Genomic DNA, 20,351 nt, shown 5'->3' with positions numbered 1-20,351 from the left:
CCTGAGCAGCCAGCCGAATTGGCTGAAGAAGAGGACGAATTTGATTTAGACGATATCGACTCGCTTATCGATGATGCCGCGCCAAGCAATGCTGAACCTGAGCAGCCAGCCGAATTGGCTGAAGAAGAGGACGAATTTGATTTAGACGATATCGACTCGCTTATCGATGATGCTGCGCCAAGCAATGCTGAACCTGAACAGCCAGCTGAATTGGCTGAAGAAGAGGACGAATTTGATTTAGACGATATCGACTCGCTTATTGATGATGCTGCGCCAAGCAATGCTGAACCTGAGCAGCCAGCTGAATTGGCTGAAGAAGAGGACGAATTTGACTTAGACGATATAGACTCTCTTATTGATGATGTTGAGCCTGCGAGTGCCGAGGCAGAGCAGCCAACTGAATTGGCTGAAGAAGAGGACGAATTTGACTTAGACGATATAGATTCTCTTATTGATGATGCTGCGCCAGAGAGTGTCGAGGCAGAGCAGCCAACTGAATTGGCTGAAGAAGAGGACGAATTTGATTTAGACGATATCGACTCTCTTATTGATGATGTTGAGCCAGCGAGTGCCGAGGCAGAGCAGCCAACTGAATTGGTTGAAGAAGAGGACGAATTTGACTTAGACGATATCGAAGATTTAATCGATGATGTTGCAACAAACGAACAATCTCAATCAGATCAGGAAGAGCAACATACAGCGAATGAGCATGACTCAGAACTTGATGAAGCGTTGTCAGACTCAATGGAGGACTTGTCAGCTGTTGAAGATGAATTAAATGTTGATGATGTAGAAAATATAGCGTCTTCTCTCACTGACGAACCAGATTTAGAAGAGCTTGAGGAAGAGCCAGAGCTTGAGGAAGAGCCAGAACTTGAAGCAGAGCCTGAGCTTGTAGAAGAACCTGAGCTAGCAGCAGAGCCTGAACTTGAAGCAGAGCCTGAGCTTGTAGAAGAACCTGAGCTTGCAGCAGAGCCTGAACTTGAAGAAGAGCCAGAGCTTGAAGCAGAGCCAGAGCTTGAAGAAGAGCCAGAGCTTGAAGCAGAACCAGAACTTGAAGCAGAACCAGAGCTTGAAGCAGAGCCTGAGCTTGCAGAAGAGCCAGAGCTTGAAGAAGAGCCAGAGCTTGCAGAAGAGCCAGAGCTTGAAGAAGAGCCTGAACTTGAAGCAGAGCCAGAGCTTGAAGCAGAACCAGAACTTGAAGCAGAGCCAGAGCTTGAAGCAGAGCCTGAGCTTGCAGAAGAGCCAGAGCTTGTAGAAGAACCTGAGCTTGAAGAAGAGTCAGAGCTTGAAGCAGAACCAGAACTTGAAGCAGAGCCAGAGCTTGCAGCAGAGCCAGAACTTGAAGAAGAACCTGCACTTGCAGAAAAGCCAGCGCTTGTAGAAGAACCAGAGCTTGAAGAAGAGCCTGAACTTGAAGCAGAGCCTGAACTTGAAGAAGAACCAGAGCTTGCAGAAGAACCAGAGCTTGCAGAAGAACCAGAGCTTGCAGAAGAACCAGAGCTTGAAGAAGAACCTGAGCTTGAAGCTGAGCCTGAGCTTGAAGCTGAGCCTGAGCTTGAAGCTGAGCCTGAGCTTGCAGCAGAACCAGAGCTTGAAGAAGAACCAGAACTTGCAGAAGAACCAGAGCTTGAAGAAGAACCAGAACTTGCAGAAGAACCAGAGCTTGCAGCAGAGCCAGAGCTTGAAGAAGAGCCAGAGCTTGTAGAAGAACCTGAGCTTGAAGAAGAACCAGAGCTTGAAGCAGAGCCAGAGCTTGAAACAGAGCCTGAGCTTGAAGAAGAACCAGAGCTTGAAGCAGAACCAGAGCTTGAAGCAGAACCAGAGCTTGCAGAAGAGCCTGAGTTATCCGAATTATCAGAGGATGATGACTCAACGGTTATTATGGACGAAGAAGATCTTCTGGATGAATATGATGATCCGGCTTTAAAAAGTGTTGATGAATTACTAAATGAGCTGCAACAAGAGGATGATTATGTTGCTGATCCACAATGGTCTGCTATTGATGATCTTAACGATGATATTGAAGAAGTTGAAATAGATTTAGGGGATGACCCACTCGACGAAGAGGAAATTTCATCAGATATTGATTTAGCAGCTGAAGATGAATCACCTGAAGCTGAAGATGTTACCCCGAGTCAAGAGCTTGAAGAGTACCCAGAGCTTGAGCTTGACTATGAAGATATGGATTCATCTCATGATGAGGCAGAACTGCCACTAAGCCAAACAGAGCAAGATCTTGCAAATGCCATGGCTGGTGGTCAAGAAATCGATAATTTAGAGCATGATTTTGATGATGAACAGTTAATTGAAGATGACTTTATTAGCAACGAAGCATTGGAAGATGAGCTTGATGTATCAGAGTCTAGCTCAAAGCTTGAGCAAACAATTGCCCCAGAAGGTAATGAAGCAGTTGACATAGATCTCAATGATGAAAGTGAAATAGACGCTTTAATTGATGATCCAATAGAGGGTAATGAACCTGAAACATCAGCGCAAGATAACGCTGTTGATGATACTGAATTACAGTTAAGTCAAGCTGAGCAAGACTTAGCTGAGGCTATGTCCGCGAATGAAAACTCTGACACATTAGAGCAAGATTTTGATGATGAGCCCTTAATTGGGGATGAACTACTGGCTGATGATGAAAAGAAAGAGCCAGTGTTTGACAGTCAATTTGATGACCTCAATGAAGAGGGACTGGGCGAGATAGCTAACGATGACGTTGCTACAGAGTTAGAAAGTAGTATTGATGAAACAAGCTTATCAGACGATGAACTTGATGATGACTTTATGGCCGATCTTACTCAAACTGATTTTGATGCTTTACTCAGTGAGTTAGGGGAGCCTGAGCCTTTAAACATCGAAGACAGTGATGATTTTGATGTTGATTTTGATGCATTACTAAATGAAGACCTAACAGAGTTGAATGGAATATCTGACACGCCTTCAGGTGAGTTAGAAAATCCTCAAAGCACCCCTGAACCTGTTAATGACGAATTTGTTGATATTGATGCCTTGATAGAACAAAGCGATGATGCAAGCCCTGAACACGAACCTTATGACGATATTGATATGGATGTAGGGTTAAGTGAATATGATGCATTATTAGCGGGAGAAAACCCAACTGATGTTGATTTAGAGAGCGGAGGTTACTCTGCCAAGCTCGATTTAGCGCGCGCATACATTGAAATAGATGATATGGACTCAGCGCTTGATGCTATTGAGGATGTTATAGCGAATGGCCCTGAAGAAGTGCAGCAAGAAGCACAGAGTTTGAAGGCTAAATTGGTGTAAAAAACTAACAGTTAGCAGCAAAGGGCATGAACGTGAGTTTATGCCCTTTTTGCTTTTATTAGGTTGCTTTATAGCATAAAATGCCCCGTTCATTAGCACAGTAGGTAAAGCAGTAATTATGCGAGTAGCACTTGGAGTTGAATACAACGGCGCCCGATACAGTGGTTGGCAGCGTCAATCGCACGTTAACAGTGTACAACAAGAAGTAGAAACAGCGCTTTCGCGTATTTGTAATCACCCAGTTGAAATTGTTTGTGCAGGAAGAACTGATGCGGGCGTTCATGGTACGGGTCAAGTGGTGCATTTTGATACTGAGGCTGACCGAGAAATGGTTGCTTTTACCATGGGAATGAACACACTCTTACCAAAAGATATTGCTATCCGATTTGCGAAACCTGTCAGCGAAGATTTTCACGCTCGCTTTAGCGCAACAGCGAGGCGTTACCGCTACGTTATTTATAATTACGCTTACCGTGGGGCGATTATGAATGAAGGTGTTACTCATTTTTATCACCCGTTAGACGAAGTGCAAATGCAACAAGCGTGTCAATACTTGATTGGCGAGCATGATTTTACCTCGTTCCGTGCGCTGCATTGTCAAGCAAACACAGCAAATAGAACTATTCATCATTTATCTGTTAAACGCCAAGGCGACTATGTAATTATTGATATCAAAGCGAATGCTTTTTTACACCACATGGTGCGAAATATTACAGGCTGCTTAATGGATATTGGATTACATAAGCACCAGCCAGTATGGCTTAAAGAGCTACTTGATTTAAAAGAGCGCGCAAAAGCCAGTGCAACGGCTAAAGCTGCGGGTTTATATCTTGTTGATGTTGATTACCCGGAACAGTTTGAGATCCCATCAACAACGCTGGGCCCTTTATTTTTAGCTGATTCAGATCAATAAGTAATTTCCAAGCCGCTAAAAGTCAAGGTCATTTCACTACTAAGACCAGTTTTTTATACCGTCGGCGTGTAATTCATGTTTTAATTGAAAAAATTGTCTGCCTTTATATACGGGCAGGAAGCGACACAGAACAGTATTAAGAGAGTTGCAAATGAGTTGGTTAGAAAAAATCTTACCTAAAACGACGAAATCTTCAGGCCGTAAAGAGATCCCTGAAGGGGTTTGGGCTAAATGTACAGATTGTGATTCGATTTTATATAAAGCAGAATTAGAAAAATCATTAAATGTATGTCCTAAGTGTGATCATCACATGCGTGTGAGTGGACGTAAACGTCTAGAGCATTTTCTTGATGATGCAGATCGTCAAGAGCTAGGTATCGAGCACGAGCCAAAAGATGTTTTAAAATTTAAAGATTCTAAAAAGTATTCAGACCGCATTAGCGCAGCGCAAAAATCAAGTGGCGAAAAAGATGCCTTAGTTGCTATGAAAGGTCGCTTAAAAGGTATTCCTGTTGCAGCTGTTGCATTTGAGTTCTCATTTATGGGTGGCTCAATGGCGTCGGTTGTTGGCGCGCGTTTTGTTGATGCAGTTGACCAATGTTTAGAGCATAACATGCCGCTTATTTGTTTTTCTGCCTCAGGCGGTGCTCGTATGCAAGAAGCGCTTATGTCGCTAATGCAAATGGCCAAAACAAGTGCTGCACTTGCTAAGATGAGCGAAAAAGGTTTGCCGTTTATTTCTGTAATGACCGACCCTACAATGGGTGGTGTATCGGCGTCATTGGCAATGTTAGGTGATATCAATGTGGCTGAGCCAAAAGCGTTAATTGGTTTTGCTGGGCCGCGCGTTATCGAGCAAACAGTTCGTGAAACCTTACCAGATGGTTTTCAGCGCAGTGAGTTCTTATTAGAGCACGGTGCAATTGACATGATTGTAGACCGTCGTGAGATGCGTGATACGCTAGCACGTGTGCTGGCTAAATTTATGAACTTGCCTTCTACCGAACAAGAGCATAGAGTAGCGTAAATTTCAGCTTAACTGATTACACGCTATGACAAAAAACATTCCTAGCCAATCATCAAGCCTTGATGATTGGCTTTGTTATTTAGAAAGTGTTCACCCTGCAAATATTGCTATGGGCCTCGAACGCGTAGCCGATGTTGCCAACAACATTGGTTTATTAGACACATCAAGTAAAATTATCCTTATCAGTGGCACCAACGGTAAAGGCACTACTGCGCGTTGTTTAGAGTCACTATTGTTGGCTCAAGGGCACAGTGTGGGCACTTATGCTTCTCCGCATTTAATTCATTACAATGAACGCGTACGCATTAATGGTGCTGAGCTTGATGATCAATTTCATGTTGATGCTTTTGATTTGTTAGAGCAAGGCCGTGGTGAAACACCATTAACGTATTTTGAGTACGGCACTTTGGGTGCGCTGGCTATATTTAAACGTCATAAAGTTGACTACGTGCTGCTTGAGGTAGGACTTGGTGGCCGTTTTGATGCTACAAATATCGTAACCCCTTATGCAAGTGTTATTACTACAATAGATTTAGACCATAAAGAATACCTTGGCGATACCCGCGAATTAGTCGGTTACGATAAAGCGGGTATCTTTAGGTTTGATACGCCAGCGATAGTTGGAGATTTGAATATACCTCATACAGTGACTGATTACGGCACTGAAGTTGCGGCGAAAATGTATCTTTCTGGTAAAGATTTTGTCTTCAAAGAAAATCAAAATAGCTTTATTTGGCAATTTAATGAATTTGATTATGAGTTTGTAAAGCCAAGTATTCCTTGTCAAAATGCAGCTACTGCATTGACAACGCTTGCTGTGCTTAACTTATTGCCTACGAAAGAAGTAATCAATGAGTGTTTAACTAATTTAGTCGTTGAAGGACGCTTTCAGAAGCTAAGTTCATCACCTTTGGTTTATACTGATGTTGCACATAACCCTGAATCAGCACGTTACTTAACCAAAAAATTAAAGCACTTAACAGATCAAGGCTTTAAAGTTCATGCGTTAGTCGCTATGCTTAAAGATAAAGACAAAGTGGCTGTTTTAAATGAAGTAAGCCCTGTAATCGATCAATGGCACTTAGCAGGCCTTGATTGCTTTAGAGGTGATACAGTAGAAAACTTAGCCAGTGCAATGAATAATGTAAAATCTCATGCACCGCTGGCGCAATACCATAATGTTGAGAGTGCGCTAAATGCTCTGCTACCAAAAATGGATGAACGCTCAGTGCTCATTGTTTTTGGTTCATTTTTTACGGTTGCAGCAGCAATTCAATATTGGAAAAAATAGAGAGATATACAGTGAACTCAGGCTTTATAAATCGTTTAGTCGGCACTAGCATTGTAGTGATTGCAGCTATCATTTTTATTCCAAATATTTTGGATGGTGAGAAAGTGCATTACCAAGAAGGGTTTAAGGCCATACCTGAGCGTCCTGAGTTCAAAACCATTGATTTGCAAGAAGCAATAGATGAGTCGTTTGCCCATGCTGAGCAACCTAAAGCTCAAGTCGTTGAAGATATTGCCAGTGATGATGAATTACTTGATGAGAGTAAATCAGACAAGGCGCCTGAGGTTATAACTGCAGAACCTGAATTCGTTGCAGCAACAACGGATAGCGATGGACCAGTTAACACCAATTCAATACCAGCGGAGAATACTCAAAAGCAGGTAAAGCAAGCCCCAGAGCCCGTTCGTCAGCCAGAAGAAAACCTAACAAAAATGGCGTATGTGATTCAGTTAGGTAGCTTTTCTCATGCAGCGAATGTTAAATCTCTACAAGCTAAACTCAAGGCTAATGGTTTTAAAACTTTTACCCGCCCAGTTAAAACTCCAAACGGTACTTTAACCAAAGTTTTTGTTGGTCCATCGCTGGATAAAGCACAACTTCAAAGCAAACTACCTGAATTGAAAGAACTTACTAAGTTAAACGGTAAGGTTACGCAATTTGAAGTAACAAAATGATCTGGCAATTGGGTGGTTTGTCTTATAGAATGCGCCCCAAATTAACGACTAGTTGGTTATTATGATCTGGGTTGATTACGCCATTCTTGGCATTATTGCACTGTCTACTATCATAGGTTTAATTCGTGGCTTCATTAAAGAAGCAATGTCTTTAGCCGTATGGGCAGGGGCTTTTATCATTTCTAGTTTATTTTACCAATATTTAGCCTCCTTCCTAACCAGTATTTCTGAACCCCTTTTAAGAAATGCAGCGGCCATTGCCATATTATTCTTTGCGACGCTATTGTTAGGCGGAATGTTAAACTACCTCTTAGGTGAACTTGTACAACGTACAGGCTTATCTGGCACCGACCGTGTCTTTGGCATTGTGTTTGGTGCACTGCGTGGCGTGTTGGTCGTGAGCGCGTTACTCTTCTTTCTTGATGCTTTTACCGGTGCGCCAAATACGCATTGGTGGGGTAATTCTATTTTGATCCCAGAATTTGGCTTTGTTGTTGAGTGGTTCTTTTCGTACCTCGAAAACAATTCAAGCTTTTTAAATTCGGTCAACCGTTAATCACCGAGGAAAAATTGCATGTGCGGTATCGTTGGAATAGTCGGAACATCTCCTGTAAATCAGGCGATATATGATGGCTTAACTGTTTTGCAACACCGTGGTCAAGATGCTGCGGGCATCATTACCATAGAAAACAACACGTTTAGTTTACGTAAAGCAAATGGCTTAGTGAAAGATGTTTTTCACACCCGTCATATGAAACGCTTACAAGGGACTATTGGTATCGGCCATGTACGCTACCCTACAGCTGGCTCGTCTAGCTCGTCAGAAGCACAACCTTTTTACGTGAACTCGCCGTTTGGTATTGCTTTAGCTCATAATGGTAACTTAACCAATGCAGAGCAGCTTAAAGAGCAGTTATTCTCTGAGGCACGCCGTCACGTTAACACGACATCGGATTCTGAAATTTTACTTAACATCATGGCTCATGAGTTGAGTAAAGCAGACAAGCTAAAGCTTGATCCTGAAGATGTGTTCACTGCTGTCACCGAAGTTATTAGCAAAGTACAAGGTGGCTATGCTGCCATCGCAATGGTAATTGGCCATGGTGTGCTTGCATTTCGCGATCCTAATGGTATTCGTCCATTGGTATTTGGTAAGCGAGAAACTGCAAGCGGTACTGAGTACATGTTCGCTTCGGAAAGTGTGGCACTAAAAACTGATGGTTTTGAGTTTGTACGTGATGTAGCACCAGGCGAAGCAATTTACGTAACCGAAGCTGGTGAGTTTTATTCTCAAGCTTGTGCTGAAAAAGCATCTTATTCACCATGTATTTTTGAGTTTGTTTATTTTGCGCGTCCAGATTCAAACATTGACCGTATGTCAGTTTATGCAACGCGCGTAAATATGGGTACCAAGTTAGGCGAAAAAATAGCACGTGACTGGGCTGACAAAGACATTGATGTGGTTATTCCTATTCCTGAAACATCGTGTGATGTAGCGCTTGAGATAGCCCGAGTACTTGAACTGCCTTACCGTCAAGGTTTTGTAAAAAACCGTTATATTGGCCGTACGTTCATTATGCCTGGTCAAGAAATGCGTAAAAAGTCAGTGCGCCAAAAGCTAAACGCAATAGATCGTGAGTTCAAAGGTAAGAATGTTTTACTCGTTGATGACTCAATTGTGCGTGGTACTACTTCAGCTCAAATCGTTGAAATGGCCCGTGAGTCAGGCGCTAAGAATGTATACTTTGCCTCAGCTGCACCAGAGATTCGCTTCCCGAACGTGTATGGTATTGATATGCCATCTGCTGCTGAGCTAATTGCTCATGGTCGTGAAGTAGAAGACATTAACGCTAGCATTGGCTCTGATGGTTTAATCTTCCAATCACTTGATGACTTAATTGCAGCAGTTCGCCAAGAAAATCCAGAAATTAGCCGTTTTGAAACTTCAGTATTTGACGGTCAATACATTACTGGTGGTATCGATCAAGATTACCTTAATCGTATTGATAGACTGCGTAATGATTCCGCTAAATCAACGCGAGAAAGCGCAATGTCTTCAGGGTTAGAATTACATAATCAAGAAGAAAACGGTTCAGATTAACTGAATTGAAACCACAAAAAAAAAGGAGCTAATTTAGCTCCTTTTTTGCATAGGAAAGGAAAATAACGAAACACATTTTATAACTTTTTTACGCCTGTTTTCTACTTCATAAGATTCTTAGTGATTGTATGGGTTACTTATGTAAATGTAGGATCAATAATACCATTCGTCCATAACATGGCCGTGACTGCTAGAATAATTACCAATAGTATTAAGCCGCATGTAACAACTGAACTTGCGTAAATGAACCCTCTCTCTTCTGGTATGTGCATTAAAATTGGTACGCCTGTGTACAGCAAATAAACCGAATATGCTAATGCGACCATGCCCGCACAAACCACGAACCACAACTCAGGTATAAATGCTGCTAGTGCAGACATAAATACAGGTGTAGACGTGTAGGCTGCAAGCTCCAACGTTTGCGTAAAAGTGGGTTTAGCGCCAAATGTAACAGCCATCCAGTGAGACAAATAGGCAAGTGCAAAAACCCCCACAATTAGTGCCGCATACATGGCAATTGCAATTAAAACAGCACTGTCATGTGTTAAAAATACAGGGTTTCCAGCGCCTATGCTCCAGCCCAAATACACTGAGGAATAATACCCCATTGCAGATGGAAATAATGCAATTAGCAGGATGTGAGAAAGACTATAGCTTAGGCTTTCATGGCGGTTGTCTATGGTTTGCCACTCTTCGAGTGGATGGGCATATATGCCCCATAAATGGTTTAAAATCATTGTGTGTGCCCCTTAAAAAGTATTGTCTACTGTTTTATTTTTATACAGCTTATATTAAGTTATGGTTCAGTAATTGGTCCTTGTCAAGAAAGTGCTATTTGCGAAGGTGTATTAGACATTAGTAGAGGCAGAGCCGATTTATTTTAGTAGATGTTCCGTGGTAATATACTGGTTCATTTATTCTATTTAAGAGCACTTCCAACTGTGTCACATAGCGAACTTTTGCAACCAATTAACAATTTTTTAAACTGTGAAACGCCAAATGGTTGGATCGATAAAGCAACTAAAAAAGAAAACTTGTCTGTAATTTTAATTGACCACTTGATCTGTGAATTAAAAGCCGCGCAAAGTGCAATGTTTTTAATCAGGAAGTACGCAGTAGACAAGGAAAGTAGTGATGCATTACTGGAGTGGCTTAAACCATTTGAAACGCTCATTTACAAGCGTGAGGGAAATTGGCGTGATTTAGCATCCAAAAACAAACTGACTAAATCGATCATTCCTAAATCTAACTCACCTTATGGCCAAGATTTAATTGATAAAATGGTGATGTTGATAAAAGAAGAGCTGCATCATTTTTATCAAGTGCTTGAAATTATGGATGAGTATGATGTTGAGTATCAAAGTATTACGCCGTGTCGTTATGCTAAGGGTATGCTGCGTCACGTCAAAACATTTGAGCCAGACGCATTAGTGGATAAACTGATTGTAGGTGCATACATAGAGGCTCGCTCATGCGAACGGTTCGCAAAACTTGCACCGCATGTTGATAAGCGCCTTGGTGACTTTTATATTTCACTGCTGCGCTCCGAAGCTAGGCACTACCAAGATTACTTAACACTCGCACAAGAGATAGCGGATTTTGATATTACGGAACGGGTTGAATTTTTTGGTAATCTAGAAGCCGACCTTATTATCACTCCCGATGAAGATTTTAAATTTCACAGCGGGAACCCAGCTTAATAATAAAGTAGTGTTTACTAGAATAGTCAAGAGTGAGCAATATGAACCGCGCTAAGCCAAATAAGGCTTAGCGATTTATTTTATCAACGTTATTTCTTTTCGATCTTTGTTTTTATTTTTCCTCACTAATTATTTCATCCATTTTCTATTAATATTTTAGATTATTTAGTTCCCCCTTGATTTCATTGCTACGTTGTAGTTAGCAAGAGTGCTTTGAAGTTAATAGCTACTTTGTAAAATATTAAAATAAAACATTTTTATCTTTTTTCTTTCACTTTTATTTTAAAAATTAGACACGCTTAGATCTCTCTTCTAATCTTAAAGATCTATGTACTGCTCGCAGGTACTTTATTCAAGTGACGTCAGTTACATATACTGTTTATGTTTTTAAGTTTAGGTGAATTATATGAGCGACACAGAGGGATTATTTACATTTGCGGAAGAACCTGAATCGGTGGATACACACTTGAAAGTATGGAAAATTTTGAGTGTTGAAGATGATATAGATTATCAAAATGCATTAATCAATAGCTTAAAAGCTCTCAATGTTAAAGATGGTTATAGGTTTGAGTTACTGAGGGCAAACTCTGTATCAGAGGCGGCACTTGCTTTAAGTATGCACCAAGATATTGCACTTATTTTTATTGATGTAGTGATGGAAGATGATGACTCTGGGCTGCGTTTGGTTAATACAATAAGGGAGGTAATCGGTAATGCAGAGATGAGAATTGTCCTTTTGACTGGACAACCTGGCTTTGCGCCTGAAGCTGAAGTAATGAAAATGCTCGATATTGACGAGTATTGGAATAAATCAGACATTTCTGCTGAAAAACTACAATCAATTGTAAACAGCAATATGCGGACTTGGGAATATATTTCGCAGATTAAATCTGCCAAACAAGGTTTACAACTGGTATTAGATGCTTCCCGTAGTATTAATAGTAAGCATGATATGGCTTCCTTTTCTTACGCCGTGCTTGAGCAAATTAGTAACATTTTAAAAATTACACAAGGAGGGGGGATTTTTTGTTCGAGCAATTCTACTGCAACGTCTGAGGCAGTAATATTGTCTACGCAGGGTTGCTTTAAAGGTAAAAAAGGGCAGTTAGTTGAAGCCAGTCTTAGCGAAGAGGTTTTGCACGATTTCAAACTTGCAATTGAGAAAAAGCAGCATGTTTTTGCAAAGCATCACACTGTTTTCTTTTTTGATTCTGTAACGGCTGGGGGTGTCGACTACATTACGATTGTTAAATCAGACAACCCTATTAGTGAACAACATGAATACCTACTTAAAGTATTTAGTGAGAATGTGAGCAGTGGCTTTGCTAACATTTCATTGTTAAATCGATTAACTGAGCTTGCGTATACTGATGTGTCACTTAATCTTAAAAATCGGAACTGGTTAATACGTGAAATAAAAACAATGAACGCACGGGAACGCTTAAAAGCGCGTTTACTTGTTTTTGATATCTATCAGTTTGATGAGAAGTCATTTACTTTTGGCCACGATTTTTGTAATAAATTAATAAAACTTGTTTACGAAAGCATCGCAACAGTATTTGCAGATTTTGAACCCAGGATTGCACTGATCAGTAACAGTGCATTTGGTATGTTGGTTAGCACTGACTTTGATATTACTCCTGCGATAAGTAATTTTCATAACAAGCAGCTGTATGTGATAAAGGAAGTTAAGCAATTTATAGATGTGCGTGTACTCGAGCTTTGGCTAAATGATGCGATAGGCCTTTCGCCAGAAAAAGTAATTAATTTGGCAGAATCGAGCCTAAATTCTACGCTGGCTAGTCAGTTAAAATATATAAAACATAATGAAGAAAAAACAAAAGCTATAACTCGGCGTTACGAATTAATGGCGCAATTAAGAACCGCAATTGGTAATAAAAACCTTGAGGTAGCTTGCCAACCTAAAATGAGTCTGTCTTGTGCTTCGCCCATAGGCTTCGAGGCTCTTGCTAGGTGGCGCTTAGCTGACGGCACTTTTGTACGTCCTGACGAGTTTATCGAGCTTGCAGAAACTGCTGGGCTCATCAACGAGTTAGACAGCGTAATTTTTGAGAAAGTATTACAGGCTCATGAGTTGTTAAATAGCTATGGTGTTTCCCTGCCTATCGCATTTAATGCCTCTTCATTTGATTTAGTGGAGCCATATTATTTTGAACAGATAAAGGCGAAAATCGAACAGTATGGTATTTCCCCTGCTTTATTAGAGTTGGAAGTTACTGAAACGCAAGCTATAAGCAACTATAGTTTAATCAGGCAGGCGCTTAAGAAGTTTATTGATTTTGGTATGGCAGTAAGCATTGATGACTTCGGTACAGGATATTCGTCATTGGCACACATAAATGAAATACCCTGCACGTCAATAAAAATAGATCAATATTTTGTGACTGATCTTGAATCAAATGAAAATAATCAATATATGATAAAAATGATTCTTTCTTTGGCAGAACAATATAACTTTTCTGTTATTGCTGAGGGGGTTGAAAATGAGTTTGAGGCTAATTGGTTGCTAGAGCAAGGGTGTAAAACAGCACAAGGTTATTATTTTTCTAAGCCCCAATTTATTGACGATTTACTCGTTTGGCTTAAGCAATTTGAGACAACGTAAATGAGTAAATTTGATGCTCTTCCGATCGCCTCTAAAAAGGGCTTGGTTGTAAAGTCTATATTTAGTTTGTTTATCAACTTTTTAATTGTTTGGTTGGTCTTTGAACAAGTGTATCAGCGTGAAATTAACGCAATAAAATCGCAACAAGATGAAAAGCTGGTGACGATTAATAACGAAATAACAAGGGAAGTAAGCAGTATTGAAAAGCTAACTAAAATACTTGCACAAGGTCCTATTTTAAAGAAGGATGCGTTAGATTCAGCTTCATCACTTTATGCTTTAAGGCCTAATATAAACGATTACTTATCAAATTTTGCAGTGGCTACGAATAATATTTCACAAATTAGATGGATAGACTCTCAGGGTCAAGAGCGATTTAGGGTTGATATAAATGACAATCAAAGCACAATCGTTCAACAACGCCATTTACAAAATAAAAAAAATAGATACTACTTCATTCAGGGTATGCAAGTTGCAGCACCAGATACGTATACTTCTGCGATTGATCTGAATGTAGAACGCGGGAAAATAGTTAAACCACACCAGCCAACCATCCGCGTAACCTATAGAACAAACAGGGAAAAATATCTTATAGATGGCTTATTAGTGGTGAATTTTAATCTGAATTATCTTTTTTCAGATATACAGCAGTACAATCAAAAAACCTCTCAGGTAAGTCTTTTAAATCAAAGTGGTTTTTGGCTCTTGCATAAAGACCCTGCGTTAGAGTGGGGGTTTATGTATAACAATTCAAATAATACGTTAGCATCTCAATCACCTGAACTTTGGAGCACAATAGTACAGAGCGAAATAGACAGTAATTCAGTCTTAATGGATGATACGTTGTACACATACCGACTGTCTTTGCTTTCCCTTCTAGAAAATAAAAGTAATGAAAGCAAAAAAATCATCATTTTACTAAACAGCCGAAATGGGCAGATTATTAATGAAAAAGAGTTTGCTGCTCAACTTGCTATAATACTTGGCTTGTTATTAAGTCTGATTAGTTTTGGTTTGATTTATCGTGATCAAAAATACCAAAATAAATTATTAACTCTGTCACATAAACTAAACATTGAAAAGGTTGAGCTTGGTATTGTGAATCGCCAATTTGATGCCACAATTAAACAGCAGCAGAGATTACAAGCAAGTTTGATAGAAGCGCGTAAACTTTCATCGCTAGGCCTGCTTGTTGCTGGCGTTGCACATGAAATGAATACGCCTATCGGTGGCGCTATAATTTCAGTATCTAATGCCGACATGGCCTTGAAAAAGCTGAATAATGCAGTGAAAGAAGGGTTAACCAAGTCAATGCTAGATGAAACGATGCTTAGCATTGATGAGAATTTAACTCTCGCTAAAACAAATTTAGATAAAACGGCAGTTTTAGTTAAAAGCTTTAAAAAAATGGCTATTGATCGTCACACTGATGAGCTTGTGCTGTGTGATATAGAAAAACTAATAAAAGAATTACTCATTTCATTAAACTCACGGTTAAAAAACTCTCCAATTAAAATTAGGACTCAATTCTTAACAAACAAACAGATAGTTAGTCGATCTGGTATTATTTCACAAGTAATTGAAAACTTAATTATGAACGCGTTGAGTCATGCATTTGAAGAATCTCAAACTGGAGAAGTAGAAATTAAAGTTGAGCTAAATGATGATAAAGGAATAATACTCACTATTTCTGACAATGGGTGCGGTATTAGTGATGAAGTAAAAAATAATATATTGGAACCTTTTTATACAACTGCGCGAGGAAAAGGGAATACGGGCTTAGGCTTATACATGGTACATCAATGGGTCACTGAGGTATTGCATGGTGAGCTTATACTAGACTCAGACCCAGATAGTGATGACTTTTATAAAACCCAATTTATTATAACGATACCCGATTTAGGGTGAAGCGACGCAAGTGCTTTCCTAAAAAGGAGTCGATATTAATTTTTGAGATTTAGGTGTTACAACTAGATAAGACCCTTGTGTATACCAGTCACCCAGAACTGTACGAGTAAGGACTGCGCCACGTTCATTATAGTGATGTACATCAGGGCGGTGAGTATGTCCGTGGATCATATTAGTGACTTGGTGCTGTGCAAAAACACTCAGAACGGCTTCTTGAGTCACATCAAGTATTTCTAGTGATTTTCCCGCCTGGTTTTGTTTTGATTTTTCACGGGCTTTTTTTGCCACACTTCGACGATACCACAATGGAAGTGCCAGCATTAACCGCGGCCACCACCAACCACGCGCTTTTTTTCTGAACTTTTGGTATTCAACATCCTGTGTACACATTTCATCGCCATGCAAAATAACTGTTGGCGTGCCATACAAGTCAATGACGGTTTGCTCAGGAAGTAACGTCATTCCCGCTTGCTTTGCGTATTTATCACGAATAATAAAATCGCGGTTGCCATGGATGAAAAATACGGGGGTACCATTGTCGCTAATATATTTTAAACGGGTTGCAACCTCTTTGGACAAAGGTGTTTCATAATCATCACCTACCCATACCTCAAAAAAGTCACCTAAGATATATAAAGCATCAACATCTTGATTAACGATGTGGCTATCTAAAAACTGGAAAAAAGCAGCGCTTATATCTGGGCGGCTTTCAGATAAGTGTAGATCGGCAATAAAATAGGTTTGGCGCATGTGAACTCGAAGTTAAACGCTGATTAGACAAAAAAGCGGGTCAAAAACCCGCTCTTAGTTTAAAGCTAACTTAGTTTACAGTTACGCTTTTGATAATAACATCATCAAGTGGTACATCTTGATGGAAGCCTGAACTGCCTGTAGCAACGGCTTTGATTTTCTCAACTACATCCATGCCCTCAACAACTTCAGCAAATACGCAGTAACCCCAACCTTGTGAAGTTTCGCTGCTAAAGTTTAAGAAGTCATTGTCGTTCACATTAATGAAAAACTGGGCTGTCGCTGAGTGTGGATCAGGCGTACGTGCCATTGCTAGTGTACCTTTTTTATTTGAAAGGCCATTGTTTGCTTCGTTTTGAATAGGATCATGTACTTCTTTTTGCGTCATACCTGGCTCAAAACCACCACCTTGAACCATAAAGCCATCAATTACACGGTGAAAGATAGTACCGTCGTAAAAGCCTGCATTTGCATACTGTAAAAAGTTTTTAACAGTGTTAGGTGCATCTTCTTTGTGCATGTTTATGGTGATATCACCAAAGTTTGTATGTAGAACAACCATGAGGTTTCCTATTAGCTGATTTATTTAGCGCTATTTTATCTTAGTTAGCTAAGATTAACAAAGTGCTTATTGATTTGATAAAGCGCTAGAGCAGGGGCTTTGCAAGTGGTAACATAACCAATCAAGTAAACAGTCAAGGACTTAAAATAAATGGTAAATATATACAACACACTCACGCGTCAAAAAGAGCAGTTTAAACCTATGGTCGATGGAAAAATCGATATGTATGTGTGTGGTATCACCATTTATGATTACTGTCACATTGGTCATGCACGTACATTTGTTGGTTTTGACGTTATCGTGCGCTATCTTCGCCACCTTGGTTATGATTTAAAGTATGTGCGCAATATCACAGATGTAGATGATAAAATTATTAAGCGTGCCAATGAAAACGGTGAATCGATTAATGACTTAACCACCCGTATGACAGTCGCTATGCATGAAGACTTTGATAGTTTAAACATGTTACGCCCTGATATCGAACCAACAGTAACTGGTCATATGGATGAGATCATTGAAATGGTTGAGCGTTTAATCGCTAAAGGTCATGCTTATGTTGCTGCGGATGGCGATGTATTGTTTGACGTATCGACTTTTGAGCAATACGGTGCGCTTTCACAGCAAGATTTAACTATGCTGCAAGCAGGTTCACGCGTTGAAGTTGCACAAGATAAAGATGATCCTCTTGATTTTGTATTGTGGAAAAAAGCCAAAGCGGGTGAGCCTTCTTGGTCTTCGCCGTGGGGCGAGGGTCGCCCTGGTTGGCACATCGAATGTTCGGCAATGAGCTCTAAGCATTTAGGTGAGCATTTTGATATTCATGGTGGCGGTTCAGACTTACAGTTTCCGCATCATGAAAACGAAATTGCACAATCGTGCTGTGCAAATAATGGTAAATATGTAAATACTTGGCTCCACACTGGTATGGTGCAAGTAAATAAAGAAAAGATGTCTAAATCATTAGATAACTTTTTCACCGTACGCGATGTACTTAAAGAGTATGACGCTGAATCGGTACGTTACTTTTTGATCTCAGGTCATTACCGTAGCCAGCTAAATTACTCGCAAGAGAATTTAGATCAAGCACGTTCTTCACTTGAACGCATTTATACTGCACTGCGTGGTGTTGAACCTATCGCGTGTGAACTTGAAAGTAACGACCATGTTGTTAAGTTCAGAAAAGCTATGAACGATGACTTTAATACACCTGAAGCATTACCGGTGTTATTTGAACTGGCTAAAGAGCTTAACCGGGTTAAAGATTCAGATGCAAAGCAAGCAGGTAAACTTGCTTATGTTTTACGTTGTCTTGGAGAAGTACTGGGCGTAGCACAGCAAGCACCAGAAGCGTTTTTACAAGGTGGCCAAGCTGATGATGAAGTTGCGCAAATTGAAGCGTTAATTGTTAAGCGTAACGATGCCCGTGCAAATAAAGATTGGGCTGCTGCTGATGAAGCACGTGATGCCCTTAATGCATTAGGTGTGGTGCTAGAAGACTCTGCCGGTAAAACAACTTGGCGTAAAGCATAAACTCGTTTTATTACACGTTTTAAAAGGTTGCCAAATTGGCAACCTTTTTTGTTTTTGTATATTGACCTTAACTCAAGTTGAGGTTTTACCCTAGCATTTCTTAAATATAAAAAAGGAATGAAATGAATATTCTGCTTGCCATGATCCCTGCTTTTTTATGGGGCACGACCTACGCTGTAACCAAGTATGCTACGCCTGATTGGCCGCCTATTTTACTTGGTGCAATACGGGCATTACCTGCGGGTTTATTATTACTACTGATCAGACCGACTTGGCCACAATTAAGACAGTGGCGTGGTTTAATTGTATTAGCATTGGTTAATATCGCTTTATTTTTTAGCTTTATCTTTGTTATGGCGATTAATTTACCTGCTGCCATTGCGGGAGTAGGTATGGTTTCCGTGCCTGTTGTAGCTTTGTTGTATGCATGGCTGTTTAAAGGGCAGCGACCTGCGCTATTACAGTCTGTATGTGCGTTAACGTTAGTTTATTTGGCATGGCTGTTATTCGACCCACAACACGTTTCGCTTAACTTGTTAGGCATTGCAGCACTGGTAGGGGCGTTATTGACAATCGTTATTGGCAGTACATTAGTGCAGAAGATCACTACGCACATCCATTGGTGGACAGTGCTGACTTGGCAGTTAATTTTAGGAGGCTCATTGTTGGGTATTGCCGCGTTAGTACAGGCATTTTACATTGAGCCACAGGCTTATCAAATACTGGCTCAGGCGTTTACTCCAAGTCAATGGTTTGTACTATTTTGGTTGGTTGTACCCAATACTGCATTGGCTTATGCGTTATATGTTTGGCTTCTTGGGCGGATGAGCGTAGTTGAGTTTACCTTTGGCACGATTGCTAACCCAATTGCAGGTATTATTTGTGCCATCGTTTTATTAAATGAGCAATACCAAGCATGGCAATATTTGATTATGGCTTTAATGATATGTTTTTCAGTATTACCGCAAGTTATTAAGTTAGTTAAACGCAGAGTAAAAGAAGCTTAAGGTATTAATTAATAGTTAAAAGGGTTACTTAAATAGCAACCCTTTTAAAAGATAATTAGCATTTAACTGTGATATTTCTCACACGCTTCTAATGTATTTTCTATTAAGCTTGCGACTGTCATTGGCCCAACACCTCCAGGTACAGGTGTAATGAAGTGTGCTTTTTGTTCAGCGACATCATACTGTACATCACCGACTAACTTACCTGTATCTAAACGGTTAATACCTACATCGATAACAATCGCACCTTCTTTAACCCAGTCACCCGGTATAAACTCAGGCTTACCTACCGCAACAACCAGCAAATCAGCTCGACGTACATGGGTTTCTAAATCTTGAGTAAATTTATGGCACACAGTTGTAGTACAACCTGCAAGTAATAACTCTAATGCCATCGGGCGACCAACAATATTTGATGCACCAACAACAACAGCATGCATTCCTTTATATTTAACACCTGTTGAGTCAAGTAATGTGATAATCCCTTTAGGTGTACAAGGGCGTAGAGCTGGCATACGCTGTGCTAAACGGCCGATGTTGTATGGGTGAAAACCATCCACATCTTTTAAAGGCGTAATGCGCTCAAGGATTTTCTCTGCGTCAAGGCCTTCAGGTAAAGGTAATTGAACTAAAATACCGTCTACTGTTTTATCATTATTTAGCTCATCGACTAGATCTAACAGTGCTTGCTCTGATGTGTCAGCAGGTAAATCAAATGATTTTGATACAAAACCAACTTCTTCACAGGCTTTGCGCTTGGAACCAACATATACTTGGCTCGCAGGGTCTTGTCCTACAAGTACAACCGCAAGTCCCGGAGCACGTAAACCTTTCGCTACTCGTTCACTTACTTTCTCTGCTACTGCACTTCGTACTTGTTTAGCTATTGCCTTACCATCGATGATGTTTGCCGTCATGGGTGACCTTTAATTAGGGTTAGTTAACTTGAAACCGATACATAGCAA

At 40.2% G+C, this 20,351-nt stretch carries 16 protein-coding genes; 12 read left to right on the top strand and 4 right to left on the bottom strand.

Annotation, left to right across the window (positions count from 1 at the left end; genetic code table 11):
• From ACHUE3_RS14420 to purF, 7 genes are all read left to right on the top strand, one after another.
• The coding region (locus tag ACHUE3_RS14420; RefSeq protein WP_394193071.1) for a FimV/HubP family polar landmark protein at nucleotides 1–3,297 on the top strand (3,297 nt) is incomplete at its 5' end.
• 118 nt (nucleotides 3,298–3,415) lie between these two features.
• Nucleotides 3,416–4,210, top strand: coding sequence for a tRNA pseudouridine(38-40) synthase TruA (gene truA / locus ACHUE3_RS14415; protein ID WP_394193070.1), 795 nt, complete (start codon nucleotides 3,416–3,418; stop codon nucleotides 4,208–4,210).
• A 151-nt stretch (nucleotides 4,211–4,361) separates the two neighbouring features.
• Nucleotides 4,362–5,237, top strand: a complete 876-nt coding sequence (accD, locus tag ACHUE3_RS14410) for an acetyl-CoA carboxylase, carboxyltransferase subunit beta (protein ID WP_394193069.1) — start codon at nucleotides 4,362–4,364, stop codon at nucleotides 5,235–5,237.
• 25 nt (nucleotides 5,238–5,262) lie between these two features.
• Nucleotides 5,263–6,528, top strand: a complete 1,266-nt coding sequence (gene folC, locus ACHUE3_RS14405; protein WP_394193068.1) for a bifunctional tetrahydrofolate synthase/dihydrofolate synthase — start codon at nucleotides 5,263–5,265, stop codon at nucleotides 6,526–6,528.
• Nucleotides 6,529–6,539: 11 nt separating this feature from the next.
• Nucleotides 6,540–7,202 (top strand): SPOR domain-containing protein, encoded by a 663-nt coding sequence (locus ACHUE3_RS14400; RefSeq protein WP_394193067.1) that lies wholly within the window; start codon nucleotides 6,540–6,542, stop codon nucleotides 7,200–7,202.
• A 61-nt stretch (nucleotides 7,203–7,263) separates the two neighbouring features.
• Entirely contained in the window at nucleotides 7,264–7,758 is a 495-nt protein-coding gene (locus ACHUE3_RS14395; RefSeq protein WP_058561253.1) for a CvpA family protein, read from the top strand.
• Between the two features lie 18 nt (nucleotides 7,759–7,776).
• Nucleotides 7,777–9,303, top strand: coding sequence for an amidophosphoribosyltransferase (gene purF / locus ACHUE3_RS14390; RefSeq protein WP_394193066.1), 1,527 nt, complete (start codon nucleotides 7,777–7,779; stop codon nucleotides 9,301–9,303).
• A 137-nt stretch (nucleotides 9,304–9,440) separates the two neighbouring features.
• Here the strand turns inward: purF and ACHUE3_RS14385 are convergent, their stop codons facing one another.
• Nucleotides 9,441–10,040, bottom strand: a complete 600-nt coding sequence (locus ACHUE3_RS14385) for a Yip1 family protein (protein ID WP_394193065.1) — start codon at nucleotides 10,038–10,040, stop codon at nucleotides 9,441–9,443.
• A 204-nt stretch (nucleotides 10,041–10,244) separates the two neighbouring features.
• On the opposite strand from ACHUE3_RS14385, the gene miaE reads away from it, so the two are divergent.
• The 3 genes from miaE to ACHUE3_RS14370 all read left to right on the top strand — a co-directional run bounded on the left by miaE (nucleotide 10,245) and on the right by ACHUE3_RS14370 (nucleotide 15,537).
• Nucleotides 10,245–11,003, top strand: a complete 759-nt coding sequence (miaE, locus tag ACHUE3_RS14380) for a tRNA isopentenyl-2-thiomethyl-A-37 hydroxylase MiaE (protein WP_394193064.1) — start codon at nucleotides 10,245–10,247, stop codon at nucleotides 11,001–11,003.
• A 406-nt stretch (nucleotides 11,004–11,409) separates the two neighbouring features.
• Nucleotides 11,410–13,629, top strand: coding sequence for an EAL domain-containing response regulator (locus ACHUE3_RS14375; protein WP_394193063.1), 2,220 nt, complete (start codon nucleotides 11,410–11,412; stop codon nucleotides 13,627–13,629).
• Nucleotides 13,630–15,537, top strand: a complete 1,908-nt coding sequence (locus ACHUE3_RS14370; protein WP_394193062.1) for a sensor histidine kinase — start codon at nucleotides 13,630–13,632, stop codon at nucleotides 15,535–15,537. It abuts the gene before it with no gap.
• Between the two features lie 18 nt (nucleotides 15,538–15,555).
• On the opposite strand, the gene ACHUE3_RS14365 is transcribed toward ACHUE3_RS14370, so the two are convergent.
• A complete protein-coding gene (locus ACHUE3_RS14365; protein ID WP_394193061.1) occupies nucleotides 15,556–16,287 on the bottom strand; it encodes a UDP-2,3-diacylglucosamine diphosphatase in 732 nt (243 codons plus the stop codon).
• A 70-nt stretch (nucleotides 16,288–16,357) separates the two neighbouring features.
• Nucleotides 16,358–16,849 (bottom strand): peptidylprolyl isomerase B, encoded by a 492-nt coding sequence (ppiB, locus tag ACHUE3_RS14360; protein ID WP_394193060.1) that lies wholly within the window; start codon nucleotides 16,847–16,849, stop codon nucleotides 16,358–16,360.
• Nucleotides 16,850–16,999: 150 nt separating this feature from the next.
• Between ppiB and cysS the strand changes: the two genes are divergently transcribed.
• Nucleotides 17,000–18,379: a cysteine--tRNA ligase gene (gene cysS / locus ACHUE3_RS14355; RefSeq protein WP_394193059.1), complete on the top strand. Its 1,380-nt coding sequence runs from the start codon at nucleotides 17,000–17,002 to the stop codon at nucleotides 18,377–18,379.
• A gap of 122 nt (nucleotides 18,380–18,501) precedes the next feature.
• Complete coding sequence (locus ACHUE3_RS14350; RefSeq protein WP_394193058.1) at nucleotides 18,502–19,386, top strand: DMT family transporter; 885 nt, start codon at nucleotides 18,502–18,504, stop codon at nucleotides 19,384–19,386.
• Nucleotides 19,387–19,448: 62 nt separating this feature from the next.
• On the opposite strand, the gene folD is transcribed toward ACHUE3_RS14350, so the two are convergent.
• Nucleotides 19,449–20,303, bottom strand: a complete 855-nt coding sequence (folD, locus tag ACHUE3_RS14345) for a bifunctional methylenetetrahydrofolate dehydrogenase/methenyltetrahydrofolate cyclohydrolase FolD (RefSeq protein ID WP_394193057.1) — start codon at nucleotides 20,301–20,303, stop codon at nucleotides 19,449–19,451.
• Between the last annotated feature and the right edge of the window lie 48 nt (nucleotides 20,304–20,351).

This window comes from Pseudoalteromonas atlantica, assembly GCF_043641955.1.
Taxonomy (GTDB): Bacteria; Pseudomonadota; Gammaproteobacteria; order Enterobacterales; family Alteromonadaceae; genus Pseudoalteromonas; species Pseudoalteromonas atlantica_A.
The sequence above is the reverse complement of the archived record's forward strand: the minus strand, read 5'-3'. Positions and strand labels throughout refer to the sequence as shown.